This window comes from Shewanella xiamenensis (assembly GCF_024971755.1).
Classification (GTDB): domain Bacteria; phylum Pseudomonadota; class Gammaproteobacteria; order Enterobacterales; family Shewanellaceae; genus Shewanella; species Shewanella xiamenensis.
In genome coordinates, this window is the sequence record NZ_CP079718.1 from 3,677,030 (window position 1) to 3,695,143 (window position 18,114).

Sequence of the window (18,114 nt, forward strand, 5' to 3'; positions counted from 1 at the left end):
GGGGTTAACACTCACCTGTTAACCCCTTGCCATTCCCCGCCAGCGCGAGACTTAACAACTCACCCTTTCAAACTCAGGCTGAACATCGTACTTTCTAACACATTGAACAATAAAGACTAAAAAGCTACTATCGACAGGCTGATAAGGAGTCTTTATGTCCATCGATTTTTATAACCAAAACGCCAGCTCGTTTTATGCCTCGACGGTAGAAGTCGATTCTTCTTCCCTGCTTGAACAGTTTATCCCTTACTTACCGACAACTGGCAGCGTGCTTGATGCGGGTTGCGGCTCAGGTAGAGACAGTAAACGATTGATTGAACTTGGTTTTCACGTTGATGCCTTTGATGCCAGTGCAGCTCTTGCCACGCTCGCGCAGCAGTTGCTCGGCAAGCCTGTTAGGGTTGCCACCTTTATGCAGTTCACTTCGACTCAGCAATATGACGGTATTTGGGCCTGTGCCTCGCTGCTGCATGTCGCAAAAGCTTCACTACCAGATACCTTCACGCATCTTGCCAGTATGTTGAAATCTGGCGGTGCATTTTACTGTTCATTCAAATATGGACAGGGTGAAGTCGAACGTGATGGCCGCAGCTTTACCCACTGTGATGAAGCACTCTTAGCCGAGCTATTAACTGGTTCGCCACTTGTGATTGATAAAGTCTGGCTAACAACCGATTTACGCGTAGGACGTGAAAACGAACAGTGGCTCAATGCAGTACTCCTTAAGCGGTAAACCATGATAGAACAACAAACCTCACTCCACTCAGGCAAAAAACTGTCCTACGGCGGTGCAAACGATCCCTTGCTACCAAGGCTGATCCAAGCCATTAATCACGCCAGTGAAATCGAAATTTCCGTCTCGTTTATCCAACCCTCAGGTCTCGATTTACTGTTTGATCCGCTGCTCGATGCCTTACAAAGTGGTGCCAGCTTAAAACTGCTAACGTCGGATTATCTCTGTATCAGCCATCCTGTTGCCCTGCGCCGTTTGATGCTACTGGCCGAACGTGGTGCCCAGTGCAAAATATTTGTGTGCGGCCAGCAAAGCTTTCATATGAAGTCGTACATTTTTATCCGTAGCGAGCAGGAAGAAATCATCGAAGGTTGCGCATGGATAGGCTCCAATAACATCAGTAAAACCGCGTTATTACACAGCCATGAATGGGCCTTACGCCATGATTTTGAACCGCCACTCACCTCACCCGCGGCGCTTGAGTTTGCCCATATCCGTAAGCAGTTTGACGCAATTTTTAACCACAATCAGAGTCAGTCGCTGACCCATGCGTGGATCGATAGTTACCTTAGTCGCTACCAGCACACTAAGCAGCAACGAGGTATTGCCGCCGTTAGTCTTTACGAAGAACAAGAACATATCGAGCCGCCCACGCCCAATACCGTACAAATGGAGGCATTAGCGGCACTGAAGGCGAGCCGTGAACAAGGTTTCACCAGAGGATTAGTAGTGCTGGCAACCGGCATGGGTAAAACTTGGTTGGCGGCATTTGATGCCCTGCAAACTGAGGCCAAAAAGGTGCTGTTTGTTGCCCACCGAGAAGAGATCCTTATTCAAGCGGAAAAGACCTTTAATCAATTGGTGCCTGAAGCAAAAACAGGTTCGTATAATGGCTTGAATCAAGATGAAAAGGCGGACTATCTGTTTGCATCGGTAGCCACCCTTGGCAAGCAACAGCATCTACAGCGCTTTGCTGCCGATCATTTCGATTATATTGTGGTGGACGAATTCCATCACGCGGCAGCTAAAAGTTACCGCCAACTGCTGGCCTACTTTCGTCCCCAATTTCTCCTTGGTTTAACCGCCACACCAGAGCGTTCGGATCAAGCGGATATCCTTAGCTTATGTGATAACAACCTCGTGTTTGAACGCAATCTAGTGCATGGCATTGATGGGAAATTACTGGTGCCGTTTGATTATCACGGCATTTACGATCAAGCGGTCAATTATCAAGACATCCCTTGGCGAAACGGCAAGTTTGATCCCGACGCTTTGGATAATGCCCTTGCCACCCAACGCCGCGCAGCCCATGTTCTACATCATTGGCAACACAGTAAGCAAAGTCGCACCTTAGCCTTTTGTGTCTCCAAAAAACATGCTGACTTTATGGCGAAGTATTTCACCAGCAAAGGCATTAACGCCATCGCCGTTTACAGCGACTCAAAAGTGCGCCGAAATGAAGCGCTAAAACGCTTAGAACAAGGGCGTATCGAAGTTATTTTCTCCGTCGATTTATTTAATGAAGGCACGGATCTGCCAGCGATTGATACCATTTTGATGATCCGTCCAACCGAGTCAAAAATTCTGTTTTTACAGCAGTTAGGTCGAGGATTGCGTCTTAGCCATCAAACCCAAAAGCAAAAACTGGTTGTGCTTGATTTTATTGGTAATCACGAGTCATTTTTAAATCGGCCGACAACGCTATACAACCTTGGCAGTCTGCGGGAAGTATTAAAAAATCTCAATCAAGTCAACGCGCTGCCCAAAGGTTGCCATGTCAATTTTGATCTTGAACTGATTGAATTTTGGCAAAACTTAGTTAAACAGTTGCGCTTTTCTGTGCAAGAAGAATATCAACAACTTGCGAACCAGTTAGCCCATCGTCCCACCGCCAGCGAGTTTTACCATCACGGGGTTGAGATGAATAAAGTGCGTCAACAAGCACAAAGCTGGTTCCACCTCGTGGCCAGCCAAGAGGCTGAACCGCGCTTCACGGACATGGTGGCGCATTATGGTGATTTTTTGCTGCATGGAGTTGAAACCACCACCATGACAAAATCCTTCAAAGCCATTTTGCTCGAAGCCCTGCTCGAACTCGATGGTTTACGCAATCCGCCCACGCTTGCGGCACTTGCCGAGCGTAGCCATGCCGTATTTTGTCGCCGACCCGATTTAATGGCGCAGGAATTAACGCAGGCAGCCAAACAATTTAAGGCTCAGGATAAAGGCTGGCTAACTTATTGGAAAGACAATCCAATTAAGGCTTTTACAAAGGCCAACAGTAAAACTCCGCCGTGGTTTCAAATAGGCGCTAAGCAGCGTTTTGTGGCCACATTTGTAATAGATGAAGCAGATATCGAACTGCTGCATGACTGGGTACAAGAGCTAGTCGATTTGCGTTTAGCGCAATATGTACAGCGCCCGCAGCAAAAAGCCACGGCGAACAAGAGCAATGCCAGCACTAACAACACCAGAAATACCAACACGACAGCAAAACCACTGGCGCAGGTGTTACCTTTTGAGTCAACTCCAACTACCGAAGGAACATTGCTGCCCTTCTATCCTGAACTGAAAATCGCCTGTGGCCACTTTAAGCACGGTTCAGCGCAAAATGCCGAGCAATATTGTGTCCCTGAAGGCCATGGTTTACTTGATCCGAAACGGCACTTTGTTGCCCCCGCATCGGGCAATTCGATGAATGGGGGTAAAAATCCAATTCAAGATGGCGATTTATTGCTGCTGGAATGGGTTACGCCAGAAAGTGCAGGGTCGATCTCAAACCTGACCATGGCGATTGAAACCCAAGACGATACGGGTGATAACCAGTATTTGCTCCGCGTTGTTAGAAAAACAGCACCGAATCAATATGAGCTACACGCCCAAAATCCAGCCTATCAAACAATGTTAGCCACGGACTCAATGAAAACCTTTGCGCGCTTAAAAACCGTTCTGGAAAGCCAAGATTAGCCTGTACTAACGATTCACTCGAACGGCTAAAAGCTTCTCAACTCTGCTTTTCAACCTTGTTGATGCTGCCTTTATATCCGGTGGCATCAACAGCTTTTAGCAGATTGTCGAGGTTATAATCCTCAGCAACTGTCACTACCGCTTGCTCAGTTTTCAAATTAGCTTTGGCCTTAATCACGCCATCGGTTTTGCGCAGGGCTTGATTGACGACGGTGACGCACAATGGGCAAGTCATGCCTTTAACATCGAGTGTGACCAACAGATTGTCTGCCCAAGTGAAGGACGTAAATCCCAATGATGTGATGACCAATAGGGTCGATAGTGTGGTTAATCGTGTGGAAAATCCTGTGATACGTGATAGTGGCTTCATTCAAACACCTCAAGCAACCAAGGTAAAACAAAGGGATACAGCTGAAAGGCCAACACAATCGGCACGCTAAGCCAGTAGATGAGCAACATTTGTCCTCGGCTAAACTTGCCGGTACAAAGCGGTTTTTTGGCAAAGTACAAACGCCAAAACCCAAACAAGATAAGCCCTGTTGACAGGCTCAACATGGGTACTTGTAACCAACCTAAACTCGATAACCCCGACAGCCCCGCCGCAGAGACGCCAAACACTAAATAGATTAAGGGCGCAATACAACAAAGGCTGGAGGCGATCGCCGCAATCACTGCGGCGGTCATGGTGGCTAACAGCTGTTTAACGCTGTTCGCTTGACTGGTAGTCATAGGCAAATACTTTTGGCTCATAGTAATTGACAGGGTCGCCATCCACTTCAGCGTAAGGGTAACCAAAATTGTTGAGTGGAGTCTGCTCTGCGGCGGGGAATAAGTCAAAGTCACGGCCATAGTTAAAGCCTACCCAATTCATTTCCCAGTTACCAAATAGGTAGTCATTCACCGCTTGCACTGCAGGGTCGTTATGTTCTTTATTCTCGGTGAGGCGCATTTTAGTCACATCCGCAGGATCGGCGGGTAACCAGCCATAACCAGCAAGGTAGAACATGGCACGGCAATGTTGGCCACCAGTGACATCGGCAACCCCTTTGTCATCAGCACTGCCAAAGGCTTTTTTAGAGTATTTCCCCATCTTGATCGCTTGGCCTAAACGAATTCCAAACATCTCACGGGCGGGCACACCCACTGCGCGCATCAGCGCCACAAACACTGAGTTGATATCAGTACATTTTCCACCGAGTTTGCCACTTTCAAGAATCGCGGCCACATCACCATTACCGCAACCTATCACACTGTTATCACGGTACATATTGGCACTCACCCAGTTATAAATGAGTTGTGCTTGTTTGAGTGGTTCGGTCTCTTTACCCACAATCTTATCGGCGGTCTGCTTCACGATACCGTCCACTGGCATATGCTTGGTTGGCTTAAGGTAGATAGCGACTTCAGCAGGATACTCAGGTTTTACTGGCGCGCGATAATGGCTTAACTCGCCGCTTTTAAGGGGTTCCCAATCTTGGGTTTCTATCACTAATTCTAATGTTAAGGTCATTTTACCTTTAGCATCGGGCCAAGTCGCAAACAGGGTTTTGGCGCCATAATGGTTATTAGCACTGATATAAGCATCTTGATAAGTGCCGCTAAAGTTAAGTTTTTCAACCTGTTGAAAGGCCGTGTTTTCGGGTAGCGGCACCCATAACTTCACCACACCGGATGAGCCTTCTGGCGCGACTAATTGATAGGTATTGGTTAAGGTAAAACGGCGACGGCCGCAGGCTTTATCGACCATTGAACTGGCTTGGGTCGACGCCGCCAACACTGGCATCACGGTTCCCGCTGCCGACAAAATCGCTGCACCTTTCAAAAAATCACGCCTTTGCATTAGACATTCCTTATATGGATAAGTATTAGAAAAAAAGAGACCACTAAAGTACTTGATAGCGATTATAGAAAGTCCCATCTGCACCTCAATAGTGTCGTGGATAGGAATGGGATCGATGTACCAAAAACCCCTTAAAGAGCACATAAATGCAAGAATAGTTAAGATAAGTGGGACATTTTGTCGCAAAGGTATTGAGTTTAGCGGTCGATCAATTCAGTACTCTTAAAAACGTTGTCACACATTACTTATCCATGTTTGGCTCGACAGCCTCTTAACTGATGCATGGTCAAAATGACTAAACACCAAATAAATCAAAATCAAAGTAAAAAAGCCCTGAAGCTCTGCCGGAAAATGAAACTTAGACGTAATTGTTGCAAAATTGTTCCAAAAATAATGGTAAAAAACCACATTCATTCTAGGCTTAAAAATGCACATACCTTACAAAGTAGGTTTATCTATGAAACATAAACTGTTATTCAGTCTCTGTTCTCTCTTACTTGCCACCAGTGCCCAAGCCGAAGTGAATATTTCAGGTTTTGCCTCAGTGGTTGCGGGTAGAGTAATAGATGGCACTGGCGTTGCAGAGTTTGACCTTGGTCCAACCTTCCTAGCTGATTATCCACTCGTGGGCGCATACGATGAAGATATCAGCTTTAAACCCGACACACTTTTTGGTATTCAATTTTCAGCCGATTTACTTGAAGGATTATCCGCCACTGCTCAGGTGGTTTCCCGAGGTGCCGATGACTTTTCAGCCGATTTTGAGTGGGCCTATTTATCCTACGAATTAAATGAACACTGGACGGTACAAGGCGGTAAAAAAAGACTGCCACTCTATTATTACAGTGACTTTTTCGACGTGGGATATGCTTATCCTTGGATCCGTCCACCAGCAGATAACTACACATGGCAAGTCTTTAACTACACGGGTGTTAGCGCGTTATATAACTATTTAATGGGTGAATGGACTATGTCAGGACAGGTCTATTACGGCAGTGAAGATAGTGACCCCAATAAATTACTTTCTGATTTCTTCTTCCTAGAGAACACCCGTGAAGTTTGGAAAGATATTGGCGGCATCGTAGTACAATTTAACCGTGATTGGTTAGATATTCGTTTAACCCATATGCAATATACCAATGAACGTTATATTGGCGGCGTACAACAAGAATGGAACGGCAATAAACAAAGAACAGGCAAATTTTACGGCCTATCTGTAAATATTGACTATAACAATTTCTTATTTTTATCTGAGCTGAATCGCTTAGATCTCGATGGTAGTAATCTAGATACTTATCTGGTCACATTGGGATACCGCATTAATTCAGTTATGCCTTTCGTCTCGTATTCTGACTTTGATGATGGTGAAGGTGGGGAAGTTCATCACACTACATCTGCGGGAATTCGCTGGGATTTCCATCCCTCAGCAGCCTTTAAAATTCAATACGATGATGTAAAAGATGAAGGCGGCCCAGGCATGAAGGTCGCCGGAGACTCGCAATCCATCAGCCTCGGCGTTGACTTGGTATTTTAGGAGAGAGACATGAAAAAATTACTTTGCTCAATCCTACTTAGCTTAGTATCAATGCCCATTTGGGCTGGCGTGGTGGTAATTGTTCATCCGAGCAATGACGATACTATTGATCAAAAAGCAATAGAAAACATTTATCTAGGAAAAACAAAAACCTTTCCTAACGGTGCTTCAGCTGTTCCAGTGAATTTGGACAGTGCCGTACCATTAAGGGAAACCTTTGACTCAAAAGTCTTAGGTAAATCATCGAGTCAACTCAAATCCTATTGGTCACAAAAAGTATTTACCGGTAAAGGAACACCGCCCAAAGAAGTCACTAGTGGGGCAGAAATGATTAAACTTGTTTCTTCAAACCCCAATATTATTGGCTATATTGATAGTAGTGAGGCCAATGATTCGGTCAAAGTGGTTGCCGAATTTTAAGTTGGTGTGCCGGAGTATACTCCGGCACCTTTTGGGGGCTGATAATGAATTTTTTTAACAACGTTTCTATTTTTAAAAAAGTTGGCGCAATTTTTATTTTAGCTGTCGTTATATTCACATTAAATTTAAGCATTAGTGTTATTTCAATTAATAAAAATCGCGCAACGCTTAATTATATGGAGCAACAAGTTTATCAAAGAGTAGAGTTAGCCAATCAAAACGTATTTTTTGTGCAACGACTCGATGAACTTTATACCCAATCGGTTTCCTTTGCAGATGAAGATTTATTGACCAACGCGGAAAATATGTACGAGTCAGTTCGTAAGAATCTACTACAGCTTGATAGCGTTGATCCCTCGCAGGCAAATCAGTTAAACGGCTTATCTAATAAACTCACCCGCTACAATGACATGACGCTAAAGCTAGCTAAAGGCATGCTGGCTGGGACTATCGATATGGCAAATATTGGCCAAATCAGCCAAGAAAAGTCCCAAGCCTTTGAAGCGGTTCTCAATGAGGTACAAGCCTACAAACAGAGTAAAATCATTGAGTTTAAACAAGCGATCAAAGAAGCCGCTGACAGATCAGAGCAAAGCCTGTGGCTAACAGTGTCCTCTGGTATTGCATTACTTATCGTGATGTTTATTGTGACCATTGCAATTGCTCGCTCGATTAGCTCCGCCGCCCATAGCGTTGCCCGCTCGCTTGAAGAACTCGCTGATGGCAAAGGGGATTTAAATCATCAACTCACTGTTTCTGGCACTGATGAGTTAGGCCAAGTCTCCAGCAACTTCAATCGTTTTCTAAGATTACTTGCCGATTCCATCCTCCAAGTAGTGAACGTAACAGACCCGCTGTTAGAGAGTTCACATTCGTTAAAACAGCGGATGGAAGATGCGACTAAAGCGACTCAGCAACAGAGCCAAGATGCGAGTACAGTGCAAGTTTCAATGGAGGATATGCGTCATTCCGTGATTGAAATATCGCAAAATGCTCGACAAGCCGCCAGTGCCGCCCAAGTTGCCGAAAAAGAAGCCATGCAAGGCATGAATGTGGTGCAACGAACCATAGATATCTCCCAAGATCTCAACAAAGGAATCCAAGTTGCTTCAAATTCTATCAATGAGTTAGCTAGAGATACTGAAAATGTCACCTCAATTTTAAATGTGATTACCTCGATTGCAGAACAAACCAATCTGTTAGCGCTAAACGCCGCGATTGAGGCCGCACGTGCGGGTGAACAAGGCCGAGGTTTCGCGGTCGTCGCCGATGAGGTGCGCGCCCTAGCCTCTAAAACCGCCGATGCAACTACTGAAATCCGTCAAGTATTACAAAATCTTAAAACCGCCGCGGTTTCTTCCGTCAATACCATGAATGCCGCCTTAACCAAATCCTCAGAAAATGAAACCAATGCGAAAAATACTGGCCTCGCCTTAAAATCAATCCAAGAGCAAATCGTCAGTATTAATGGAATGAACACGAATATTGCTTCTGCAACCGAAGAACAAGCTTCTGTCGCCTCTCTCGTTGTGAATAATGTGGTTAGTATGAATGCTTCCTTTGACGAAACCTTACAGATTTTGTCACAGGTGCGAAATGTGTCAGAAGGCTTAGTCGATTTTGCCGATGAACTGAAGAATGCGACTTCGCAGTTTAAGCTTTAGCTTGATTCACACACCTTCAAACAAGCTTTGAGGGTGTGCTCATTTCTCGGGCGTATGGGATGTTTGGAGATTAAATGTTGTTCGTTATGGCAAGATCGTGCTCGTGAAACAAGGAATAACGCCTAGTTATTCTACTTCAATGTCGAGCAGCTCTTATGACAAAAAGTAAGAGTAAGCGTTTGCCAGAAGACCCCAAGCTCAGATAAATATATATCAAACAGCTTATTGCAATGATAACTACGTTCAATGGACTTGCAATAAGCTCACGATTACCGCGTAAACTCACCTTGTAGTATTCAACTAAATTTGGCAACAGTTTTAGAATCTAGCCAAAATCTTCGCTCGGATTCATTTGGGCTTAATCCTATTAATCCTATTAATCCTATTAATCCTATTAACCAGAGTTAAAGCTAACAAGGGTATTACCGAGTCATAAAACCGCTATCTAATGCAAATTCATTTGAGTCAAAGCCAAGTTGAGTGTTTCCAATAGCAGCCATCACAAAACATAACAATCTGATATAGCTAAATAAAAAACACAAAAACTTTCTAAGGATACAAAAATATTTGCAATAACGATTGCTCTATCGCCAAAAAATGCAAATAATGTTGCAAATTTAGACTTTGGTGATTCAATCATGAAAAGCATTATTCACGCAGAACACGCGCCTCTGGCCATTGGCCCTTATTCCCACGGCACTCGCTATAACAACCTTATTTTTACCTCAGGACAACTGCCAGTATGCAAAGACAAAGGTGGCGTGGTTGATGGCGGCATCAGCGAGCAATCGGTGCAATGCCTTGAGAATCTAAAATACGTGCTCGAAGCTGGCGGCGGCAGCATTGAAACCGTACTTAAAACCACTTGTTACTTAAGCGAAATCAGTGATTTTGCCGCTTTTAACGACGTTTATAAAACCTATTTTAAAACCGACTGCCCAGCGCGCAGCTGTTTTGCGGTGAAGGATCTCCCACTGGGTGTCAAAGTGGAAATCGAAGCCATCGCCCACGTTAACGATTAAGCATCTGTAAGGTTGTAGCCCGATGAAACCCCAATGGCAGCAGTATATTCACATCATCAACCAAGTTGTTAAACCTGCTTTAGGCTGCACAGAGCCGATTGCCGCAGCTTACGCGGCGGCGGTTGCACGCACATTGTTGACTGGTGATCCAGACGCAATTGCAGTGCAGGTCTCTGATAATCTGTATAAAAACTCAATGGGCGTCTATGTGCCTGGAACAGGTAAAATAGGTCTTGCAATTGCCGCCGCCGCTGGCGCACTTGCTGGCAATGCCGATGCGGGCTTAGAAGTCCTTGCCAGCGTCACCCCAGAGCAAGTGGCGCAAGCACAAACCCTTATTGATGCGGGTAAAGTAAAAGTCGAGCGTACCGCGACCGATGAATTTATCTATTGCTGTGTGACATTAACCGCGGGTGAACAAGAGGCCATGGTAAAAATCTGCGGCGGCCATACTTTAATAGCCGAAAAGCGCCTAAATGGTGAGTTAGTATTTACCGCCGATAACGCCCAAGCCAAGGCTACAGGCTCAATCTGCGACGGCGTCGATATCAATATTGAATCGATTTACCACTTCGCTCAAGAAGTCCCCTTCGAAGAAATCCAATTTATCCTTAAAGCCTCTGAGTTAAATAGCAAATTATCCGATGAAGGTATGTCCAAACCCTATGGATTAGAAGTCGGCCGCACCATGAAAAACGGTATTGCCGCGGGGATTATTGGCGAAGACCTACTCAATAAAATTGTGATGCTAACTGCGGCAGCTTCCGATGCGCGTATGGGCGGCGCTAATCTGCCCGCCATGAGCAATTTAGGCAGTGGTAACCAAGGGATTGCGGCCACGATTCCGGTAGTGATCACCGCTCAGTGTTATAAAGTCAGTGAAGAAAAACTGGCGCGCGCACTCATCATGAGCCACTTAGGGGCGATTTATATTAAGTCACACTACCCGCCATTATCGGCATTTTGTGGCAATACGGTCACCAGCGCCGCCGCCTCTATGGCGATGGTGTATTTAGCAGGCGGCAGTTTCGAGCAATCCTGCTTTGCGATTCAAAACGTTATCAGCGACAGCTCGGGTATGGTCTGTGATGGTGCGAAAGCCTCCTGCGCTATGAAGGTCAGTACCTCATCGAGTGCGGCGGTGCGCTCCTTCTTAATGGCGCTCAACAGCCAAAACGTTTCTGGGCAAGGCATCATTGCCAAAGATGTTGAGAAGACCATTAAGAACATTGGCAGAATGGTCCTTAATGGTATGTCATCGACGGATGTCACCATTATTAACATCATGTCAGAGTAAGATGGTTATTCCTGATAGGCTTCTGAATAAAGGCTAACATGATGAAATTACATGACTTAACCCAAAGCGATCTGGATATACTCAAGTCGATCGAAAATATCGTCGATGGGATTGCCGCCATGTATGGCCAGCATACAGAGGTAGTGCTGCACAGCTTAGATGCTAAGCATCCTTCGGTGGTTAAAATTGCCAATGGTCATATAACCGGGCGAGAAGTTGGCGCGCCGATTACCAATCTTGCGATACAAAAACTAAAATCGGGACAAGATATTTCTAACGCTTACCTGACAAAATGTGCCAACGGTAAAACACTCCGATCAACCACCACCATTATCCGCAATAGCAAAGATCAACCGATTGGATTGCTCTGTATCAACACGGATATGGATGCCCCATTGCAATCAGTCCTGCGCACTATGATGCCAGAACAACTGTTTAGCAATGAGCAGACCCATTCACCCGAAGTATTCGCACGCAATATTGATGAGGCGCTACATAGTGCGATTGACAGTGTGAATCACGAAGTTCGTGCTAACGCTGCGATTTCACCTTCACAAAAAAGTCGCGAAATCGTCAATCAACTCCATGAATTAGGGATTTTTGAACTCAAGGATAGCGCCCAAGTCGCGGCGACTCGATTGGGGATTTCAGTGCATTCCATTTACCGCTATTTGCGTGAAATCAAAGCCAATCAAGCTGAAAACGACAAAGCCTCAGCCTAAAATAAAGGGCTAAGATCTAATAACCTTAGCCCTTGCGTTTTAGTATTTTGCGCTCGTTATTGCGAGGCTTGTCCGCTCAAGCCCATCATATTCCATGCCTGTACCGTGCCATCGGCCATTAACGCAATGGCATCAAACAAATTGCTTCGAATCTCACGCATTTGACTCAAATCAACGGCTTGCTTATCTAACGTCATCGCAGGCTCTTCACCCATCCATACAGCAATAGAACCATCTTGGCGTTTAACCGTAAACCCAAAGCCTGTCGGGAAAATATCCGATGCTTGAGTGATTTGAGTTTTAGGTCCAGAGTGACCATCAACCACAGTGCCATCCTGTTTTAAAAAGGCAAACTCCCGCTCATAGGTCACCACCTTGTCCACCTGCGGGATTTCTTGATAACGTGGTTGATGCTGTCCCAAGTCCCAACCTTCCCAAGCAACGGCCGTATTATCCCGACGTAGCGCGACAAATCCCTCATCAAAGGGATAAACCTTATCAATGTTTTGCAACTTTTCCTGTATGACTGACGTATCGGCACCATTGAATTTACTGCCCCATACGTACAGTTGACGACTGATGGTTAGAGCGGCAAACGCACCACGATTTGCATAAATATCGATTACTTTATTGGCGCGACTTGTGGTAGATAAACGCGCTGGAAACGCGGCATGATACTCAGTCAATTCGCCCTCACCCCACGAATATACGCTGCCATCCGCCAGCAGTGCCGCGAACCCATGATCGGTGTTAACAACTTTCACGGCAGGCGCTAATTGGCTAAGTTTAGCTAATTGTTCACGGCCTTTTTGCTCATCGCTGAGCCCGCCCCAAGACACTAATTTCCCTGTCGCTGTCCTCGCGGTAAAGGCATTATCATTAGCATAGAGCAAATCGACATGGGTAAGTTCAGAGGCTACGTGACGACTATCGCCGCCATAATCGGCGCCCCCCCAAGTGACTACAGTTCCATCTTGCTTTAAGGCAGCAAAGGCACCTTTGTTAATCAACACTGTGTCAATATTGGTCATAGCAGGCGCGGCATATTGCCCCGAGATCAGTTCGGCAGGCGTTGAATCCAAGTTAGACCAACTCACTACACTGCCATCTTGTTTGATGGCCGCATACAGCACCTCTCCCAACACAAAAGAACGAACACCTGTCAGCACTTGCTTCATCGCCATTCCCCAAGGAATAAGCTTTCCGTCATGGGTTAAGGCCGCAAAACCACAGCTATCCTCTGCCGCATATAGGTGTTTTACATTGACTAGAGGCTCGGCGGCATTATTGATATCGCCGCCACAGTCAGGCTCGCCCCATGCCACCACAGTGCCATCTTGCTTGAGCGCCGCAAATGCACTGAGATTACTGTAGATTTGACTCACTTGGGCTAACTGAGCGGGCATCGGGATTTTGGGCGAATCGTCAACAAGCTCAAGGTTGTTCGGGGTGGAAGTGACAACATTATTCATGGCGGTTGATGGCCGATGAGCTAAGATCGTGTCAGAAATTTGCTGCTTTAATTCAGGTGATATTTCAGAATCTTGTTTATCAATGAGCAAGTTAACTACATGACCTAAGGCAAAAATTGCTAGCGCCACACCAACCCAGGGAACCTGTTTTTTTTCCACAACTATATCCTTATCGTAACGACAAACTCTCACTGAGTTTAAACGGATGCACAACATCGATGGCTGAGCACTCACTATAATTGGGCGATTGTAACTAAAGAACGAGCAAAATGACATTGCCCTAAAGTCGAGATATTCCATCGCCCTTAAAACAGAAAAGCAGCGATATTCGCTGCTTTTATTCAACATCATCCACAGAATTAGCTAATCCCGTTTACCAACCTTTTCTAAGCCCCACACTAAAGCAATCGCCGCTAACATGCACACAATAGCAAACAAGAGTTGTGAGGGCTGGCCAGTCACTTGCTCAAAATTAAGTGGCGAAATATTTTGTTCCAGCAAAGGCACTTGCTCGCCATGGGAGTTGGTCTGCCAGGTTAAGGTTTGTTTCCAAGGCCAAATTTTGCCTAAGGTACCAAGCATCAATCCGGTTAAAAACACGATAGTAGCATCATGGTATTTACGTAGCAGCGCCGACAATAAATGGCTAAATGTCAGTAACCCCATTACGGCCCCCACAGCAAAACACGCTAGAATATCCAGTTGAATATTTTTCGCCGCTGCGAGTACTACAGGATATAAACCAAGCAATAATAAGATAAAACTGCCCGAAATCCCGGGTAACACCATGGCACAAATCGCAATCGCACCGCCAAAGAAGATATTTAAGTAACTGGCTTCCACCGACACAGGATTAAGCACAGTAATTGCCCAAGCAGCTAACACGCCGAGCACGAATAAACCTAAGCGTGCCAGCGTAAAGCCGCTCACCTGCTTGAGCATATGCACCACAGAAATAATGATTAAGCCAAAGAAGAATGACCAAATCGGAATGGGATGCGCCACCAGCAACCACGAAATCAGCTTAGCGAAGCTAAAAATACTGGTCAGGATCCCCGCCAATAAACTCACTAAAAATCCGCCATTGATATGTATAAAAGCGCCTTTTAGCCCCTGCGACTTAATCACACCCCAAAGGGATGGATTGATGCGCTTAACGCTTTCAAGCAAGGTATCAAGAATGCCAGTAATGAAGGCGATGGTGCCGCCCGAAACCCCTGGCACCACATCGGCGGCGCCCATGGCCATGCCCTTAAAATAGGTCAGCAAATATTTCAATGTAAGTCCTTGTTGCTAAATCAATATGTGGTGTCATTGATGACAAATTTGTCGTGATTATACGGTGTTAGCCTAAAAACAGCGAAATGAAGTTTACTTAATTCAGCCGACTGGCAATTATTGTTACCTCAATGTTACACTCATCCGACCAGAAAAAGATAACCGCGCCACTAAGACCTAACATCATCATTGGCCAAAGATTATCCCCCTTAGTTTGCACTCCGATGAAGGATAAACATGAGTACTCACGAAGAAACCCGTACCAAACCGAACAAGGTGCTTGCGCTTTACCACAAGACCCAAGGTTTACCCTTTGGCCAAAAAATCTTCTCAATGATGGTGTCACGTATGGCGCCTTATTTTGGCACCATCAAACCACTGATCACTGAATTGCGCCTTAACTACTGTTCATGTTTAATAAAAAAACGTCATGCTGTTCATAACCATATAAAAACGGTGCACGTGATTGCAATTTGTAATGGCCTAGAAATGGCAATGGGCGTGATGGCCGAAGCCTCAATACCCGCCCATTTACGCTGGATCCCTAAGGGCATGAGTGTGGATTACACCGCCAAAGCGGGCAGCGATATTTTGTGTGTGGCTGAAGTCACGCCAGAGCAATGGGCCCCCGGCGATATGCTGGTGCCCGTAACCGCCTACGACACTCAAGGCGTCGTGGTCGTGAAGGGGCATATCAAATTATGGATTTCAGAAAAGCCGCAAAAATAAGTTAACGCCACCGAGCCAAGGTTAATCGTCAAGCAAGATAACAAGTTAAGTTGTCTTGCCCAAACCTTACGGACTGCTATGCTAAGCAAAACAATCTAACAGGGGGACAACATGGATGAATTTTTACAGGCCGCCATTGATGAAGCCAAACAAGGATTAGCCGAAGGCGGTATCCCCATTGGCTCAGTATTAGTGATTGACGGTAAAATTGTCGCCCGCGGGCATAATAAACGCGTGCAGCAAGGCAGCGCCGTGTTACACGCTGAGATGGATTGCCTCGAAAACGCTGGCAGATTGACCGCCGCCGATTATCAAAAGGCCACGCTCTATTCCACCCTCTCCCCCTGCGATATGTGCAGTGGCGCAATTTTACTCTACGGCATCCCTAAGGTAGTGGTCGGTGAAAATGTCACTTTTCAAGGGCCGGAAGCCTATGTACAGTCCCGCGGAGTCGACGTGACAGTGGTGGACAACCCCGAGTGTAAACAACTGATGCGCGATTTTATCGCCGCCAAGCCACAGCTATGGAACGAAGATATTGGTGAATAGCAACGCTGTTTGTAGCACTTATCGAATGGTCCAGCAGTGATATGCCTTAAGCACCAGTTCGGTGAAGGCCTTGTACCATAAAATTGAACGGAGCTGAGCTCCGACTCGGTTTACCCCATTTCGTGTAGAGAAAGGATGCCTACTATCAAACCTATCACTCAAGCTGCTAAAGATCCTTGGGCAAATCCCTCAAAGGCGAATCACACTCACGATCACTCGATCCCAAGTACTCGCAATGCCAACCTCGATGCGATTCGGGGCTTAGCCGTCTTGGGGATATTTTTTATGAATATCTATTTTATGGGGATAAGTTTTTATGGCTATGCGCCCCATCAAATCCCCTTACTTTCAGACCAAATCCTCCAAAGCGTTAGCAATTTCTTTATTGAAGGGCGCTTTATCAGCCTATTTTCTATCCTTTTTGGTGTTGGGCTTTATATTCAATTTCAGCGATTTAGCAACAAGGGCTTGGCCGCTTATTCGCTGCTAAGCTCACGCTTGAAATGGTTAATTGTCTTTGGCCTGCTCCACGGCATTATTATCTGGCCCGGTGATATTTTACTGACCTATGGGATCAGTGGATTTTTAGCACTTTGTTACCGTGATGCCAGCATCACTGAGTTGAAACGTAAGGCCAATATTTTTATTTTCATTGCCTTAGTGATGATCAGCTTAATAGCGCTTAGCGGCAGTGACGAACTGTTTACCCGCGAATCAGTGCTTTTTGCCGAGCAATACAGCGCTTGGACATCGAGTTACCCCAACCAACTGCTGCTGCATTTAATTCAAGTTGGCTATATGGCGCTCGTGATCCCTTTTACCTTAATGTGGTTTACGGCAGGCTTAATGTTGCTGGGGATGGCACTCTATCAACAGGGCATCTTTGAACAGGGTTTTGACCGTAACACCTTACTCAAACTCGCTTTAGCCACCTTAGTGTTATCCTCCATGGATACCCTATTAGGCTTAACCAAAAACCCCATACTGGTGATGTTTTCAGACATTCTAGTCATGCTGAGTGCTATCCCGATGGCGCTGATTTATATCCATATAGTGGTTTATATCTGCCAAAACCGCTCGACCGTGCTAAAGCCACTGCAAAATGTCGGCAAACTCGCCTTTAGCCTTTATATTCTGCAATCTATCGTTGGCGTATTTATCTTTCGCCACTTTGCCCCTGAGTTACTGTTAACCCTCAATAGAGGCGGTTATATGGCAATAGCCTTGGGTTATTCGCTACTGCAATTGCTGCTTGCGAGTGTATATTTACGCTACTTTAAGCAAGGGCCGCTCGAAAAACTCTGGCGCCACCTCGCCTTTAAATCCATTCGTCCCTAGCACCAGAACAAATGAACAACAAAAAAACGACTCACACCCGCTCGCCCCGCGCCTCAAAGCCGAGAGTGATTCACAGCAAGGCGAGTTCGATGCCATTGTTATTAGCACTGGCCTTTCTCGCCATGCTAATTAGTGCGGCTTGGTGGCATATGCTGCCAGTCGCGATTGCTGGTTTATATCTGGCGCTGAGTGTATGCACTTTTATCACCTACACCGTTGATAAATCAGCCGCTAAAAGAGGTAAATGGCGCACCAAAGAAAGTACTTTGCACCTGATGTCGCTGATGGGCGGCTGGCCCGGCGCACTGTTTGCCCAGCACCTTCTACGCCATAAATCAGTAAAAACGGCCTTTCGTAAACTGTTTTGGCTAACGGTAGTAACCAACTTGGCCTTGCTGGGTTATGGGCTCCAAACCGGAGTGATGGATAGATTGATTTAAAGCGCGCATCTCCAATCAACCTGAATCCCCAATCAATCTGAAGATACGAATGTCAGCATGCCTACAAGTTGTAGAGCCCTTAGGGACGCTAATTCAAGGCTCATACATA

Annotated in this window: 17 protein-coding genes; 12 read left to right on the plus strand and 5 right to left on the minus strand. The window is 45.8% G+C overall.

Translation table 11 applies throughout. The features are described 5' to 3' along the window. The first annotated feature begins 154 nt into the window (after positions 1-154). Together KXJ80_RS17290 and KXJ80_RS17295 are read left to right on the plus strand one after the other, a co-directional pair. Positions 155-733: a class I SAM-dependent methyltransferase gene (locus tag KXJ80_RS17290; RefSeq protein WP_218738184.1), complete on the plus strand. Its 579-nt coding sequence runs from the start codon at positions 155-157 to the stop codon at positions 731-733. A 3-nt stretch (positions 734-736) separates the two neighbouring features. Further along, the gene (locus KXJ80_RS17295; RefSeq protein WP_218738183.1) at positions 737-3,700 is read left to right on the plus strand and encodes a DEAD/DEAH box helicase family protein; all 2,964 of its coding nucleotides are present in this window, start codon (positions 737-739) and stop codon (positions 3,698-3,700) included. Positions 3,701-3,737: 37 nt separating this feature from the next. Here the strand turns inward: KXJ80_RS17295 and KXJ80_RS17300 are convergent, their stop codons facing one another. Genes KXJ80_RS17300 through KXJ80_RS17310 form a run of 3 tightly spaced genes read right to left on the minus strand, consistent with a single transcriptional unit; the run spans position 3,738 to position 5,540 of the window. Next, the gene (locus tag KXJ80_RS17300; RefSeq protein WP_144345644.1) at positions 3,738-4,070 is read right to left on the minus strand and encodes a heavy-metal-associated domain-containing protein; all 333 of its coding nucleotides are present in this window, start codon (positions 4,068-4,070) and stop codon (positions 3,738-3,740) included. Next, positions 4,067-4,384, minus strand: coding sequence for a mercuric transporter MerT family protein (locus KXJ80_RS17305; RefSeq protein ID WP_218738611.1), 318 nt, complete (start codon positions 4,382-4,384; stop codon positions 4,067-4,069). The genes KXJ80_RS17300 and KXJ80_RS17305 overlap by 4 nt, the downstream gene beginning before the upstream one ends. A 16-nt stretch (positions 4,385-4,400) precedes the next feature. Beyond that, the gene (locus KXJ80_RS17310) at positions 4,401-5,540 is read right to left on the minus strand and encodes a transglutaminase domain-containing protein (protein WP_218738182.1); all 1,140 of its coding nucleotides are present in this window, start codon (positions 5,538-5,540) and stop codon (positions 4,401-4,403) included. A gap of 457 nt (positions 5,541-5,997) precedes the next feature. Between KXJ80_RS17310 and KXJ80_RS17315 the strand changes: the two genes are divergently transcribed. From KXJ80_RS17315 to KXJ80_RS17340, 6 genes are all read left to right on the plus strand, one after another. Next, the gene (locus KXJ80_RS17315) at positions 5,998-7,074 is read left to right on the plus strand and encodes a hypothetical protein (RefSeq protein ID WP_037415766.1); all 1,077 of its coding nucleotides are present in this window, start codon (positions 5,998-6,000) and stop codon (positions 7,072-7,074) included. Positions 7,075-7,083: 9 nt separating this feature from the next. Next, on the plus strand, positions 7,084-7,494 hold the full coding sequence (locus KXJ80_RS17320) for a type 2 periplasmic-binding domain-containing protein (protein ID WP_099457717.1): 411 nt from the start codon (positions 7,084-7,086) through the stop codon (positions 7,492-7,494). A gap of 44 nt (positions 7,495-7,538) precedes the next feature. Further along, the gene (locus tag KXJ80_RS17325; protein ID WP_099457716.1) at positions 7,539-9,158 is read left to right on the plus strand and encodes a methyl-accepting chemotaxis protein; all 1,620 of its coding nucleotides are present in this window, start codon (positions 7,539-7,541) and stop codon (positions 9,156-9,158) included. Between the two features lie 638 nt (positions 9,159-9,796). Continuing rightward, positions 9,797-10,180, plus strand: a complete 384-nt coding sequence (locus KXJ80_RS17330) for a RidA family protein (RefSeq protein WP_037416092.1) — start codon at positions 9,797-9,799, stop codon at positions 10,178-10,180. Between the two features lie 22 nt (positions 10,181-10,202). After that, positions 10,203-11,477, plus strand: coding sequence for an L-cysteine desulfidase family protein (locus KXJ80_RS17335; RefSeq protein ID WP_099457715.1), 1,275 nt, complete (start codon positions 10,203-10,205; stop codon positions 11,475-11,477). Positions 11,478-11,518: 41 nt separating this feature from the next. After that, entirely contained in the window at positions 11,519-12,199 is a 681-nt protein-coding gene (locus KXJ80_RS17340; RefSeq protein WP_099457714.1) for a helix-turn-helix transcriptional regulator, read from the plus strand. Between the two features lie 56 nt (positions 12,200-12,255). Here KXJ80_RS17340 and KXJ80_RS17345 read toward each other — a convergent pair whose 3' ends face one another. Both KXJ80_RS17345 and KXJ80_RS17350 read right to left on the minus strand, forming a co-directional pair. Beyond that, the gene (locus KXJ80_RS17345) at positions 12,256-13,830 is read right to left on the minus strand and encodes an RCC1 domain-containing protein (protein WP_099457713.1); all 1,575 of its coding nucleotides are present in this window, start codon (positions 13,828-13,830) and stop codon (positions 12,256-12,258) included. 204 nt (positions 13,831-14,034) lie between these two features. After that, on the minus strand, positions 14,035-14,949 hold the full coding sequence (locus KXJ80_RS17350) for a polyprenyl-phosphate transporter (RefSeq protein WP_037415751.1): 915 nt from the start codon (positions 14,947-14,949) through the stop codon (positions 14,035-14,037). A gap of 237 nt (positions 14,950-15,186) precedes the next feature. On the opposite strand from KXJ80_RS17350, the gene KXJ80_RS17355 reads away from it, so the two are divergent. The 4 genes from KXJ80_RS17355 to KXJ80_RS17370 all read left to right on the plus strand — a co-directional run bounded on the left by KXJ80_RS17355 (position 15,187) and on the right by KXJ80_RS17370 (position 18,005). Further along, positions 15,187-15,678 carry a hotdog fold domain-containing protein gene (locus tag KXJ80_RS17355; protein WP_037415749.1) on the plus strand — a complete coding sequence of 164 codons (492 nt, stop codon included), beginning with the start codon at positions 15,187-15,189 and terminating at the stop codon, positions 15,676-15,678. Between the two features lie 111 nt (positions 15,679-15,789). Further along, positions 15,790-16,227, plus strand: coding sequence for a nucleoside deaminase (locus KXJ80_RS17360; protein WP_037415746.1), 438 nt, complete (start codon positions 15,790-15,792; stop codon positions 16,225-16,227). A gap of 135 nt (positions 16,228-16,362) precedes the next feature. Continuing rightward, positions 16,363-17,565 carry a DUF418 domain-containing protein gene (locus tag KXJ80_RS17365; RefSeq protein ID WP_218738181.1) on the plus strand — a complete coding sequence of 401 codons (1,203 nt, stop codon included), beginning with the start codon at positions 16,363-16,365 and terminating at the stop codon, positions 17,563-17,565. 11 nt (positions 17,566-17,576) lie between these two features. Further along, on the plus strand, positions 17,577-18,005 hold the full coding sequence (locus KXJ80_RS17370; protein ID WP_181382075.1) for a DUF1294 domain-containing protein: 429 nt from the start codon (positions 17,577-17,579) through the stop codon (positions 18,003-18,005). The last annotated feature ends 109 nt before the right edge of the window (positions 18,006-18,114 follow it).

What these genes read in the sequence shown, in the direction of transcription:
- KXJ80_RS17290 (WP_218738184.1), top strand. Translation starts at nt 155, where the DNA reads ATGTCCATCGATTTTTATAACCAAAACGCCAGCTCGTTTTATGCCTCG.
- KXJ80_RS17295 (WP_218738183.1), top strand. Translation starts at nt 737, where the DNA reads ATGATAGAACAACAAACCTCACTCCACTCAGGCAAAAAACTGTCCTAC.
- KXJ80_RS17300 (WP_144345644.1), bottom strand. Translation starts at nt 4,070, where the DNA reads ATGAAGCCACTATCACGTATCACAGGATTTTCCACACGATTAACCACA.
- KXJ80_RS17305 (WP_218738611.1), bottom strand. Translation starts at nt 4,384, where the DNA reads ATGACCGCCGCAGTGATTGCGGCGATCGCCTCCAGCCTTTGTTGTATT.
- KXJ80_RS17310 (WP_218738182.1), bottom strand. Translation starts at nt 5,540, where the DNA reads ATGCAAAGGCGTGATTTTTTGAAAGGTGCAGCGATTTTGTCGGCAGCG.
- KXJ80_RS17315 (WP_037415766.1), top strand. Translation starts at nt 5,998, where the DNA reads ATGAAACATAAACTGTTATTCAGTCTCTGTTCTCTCTTACTTGCCACC.
- KXJ80_RS17320 (WP_099457717.1), top strand. Translation starts at nt 7,084, where the DNA reads ATGAAAAAATTACTTTGCTCAATCCTACTTAGCTTAGTATCAATGCCC.
- KXJ80_RS17325 (WP_099457716.1), top strand. Translation starts at nt 7,539, where the DNA reads ATGAATTTTTTTAACAACGTTTCTATTTTTAAAAAAGTTGGCGCAATT.
- KXJ80_RS17330 (WP_037416092.1), top strand. Translation starts at nt 9,797, where the DNA reads ATGAAAAGCATTATTCACGCAGAACACGCGCCTCTGGCCATTGGCCCT.
- KXJ80_RS17335 (WP_099457715.1), top strand. Translation starts at nt 10,203, where the DNA reads ATGAAACCCCAATGGCAGCAGTATATTCACATCATCAACCAAGTTGTT.
- KXJ80_RS17340 (WP_099457714.1), top strand. Translation starts at nt 11,519, where the DNA reads ATGAAATTACATGACTTAACCCAAAGCGATCTGGATATACTCAAGTCG.
- KXJ80_RS17355 (WP_037415749.1), top strand. Translation starts at nt 15,187, where the DNA reads ATGAGTACTCACGAAGAAACCCGTACCAAACCGAACAAGGTGCTTGCG.
- KXJ80_RS17360 (WP_037415746.1), top strand. Translation starts at nt 15,790, where the DNA reads ATGGATGAATTTTTACAGGCCGCCATTGATGAAGCCAAACAAGGATTA.
- KXJ80_RS17365 (WP_218738181.1), top strand. Translation starts at nt 16,363, where the DNA reads ATGCCTACTATCAAACCTATCACTCAAGCTGCTAAAGATCCTTGGGCA.
- KXJ80_RS17370 (WP_181382075.1), top strand. Translation starts at nt 17,577, where the DNA reads ATGAACAACAAAAAAACGACTCACACCCGCTCGCCCCGCGCCTCAAAG.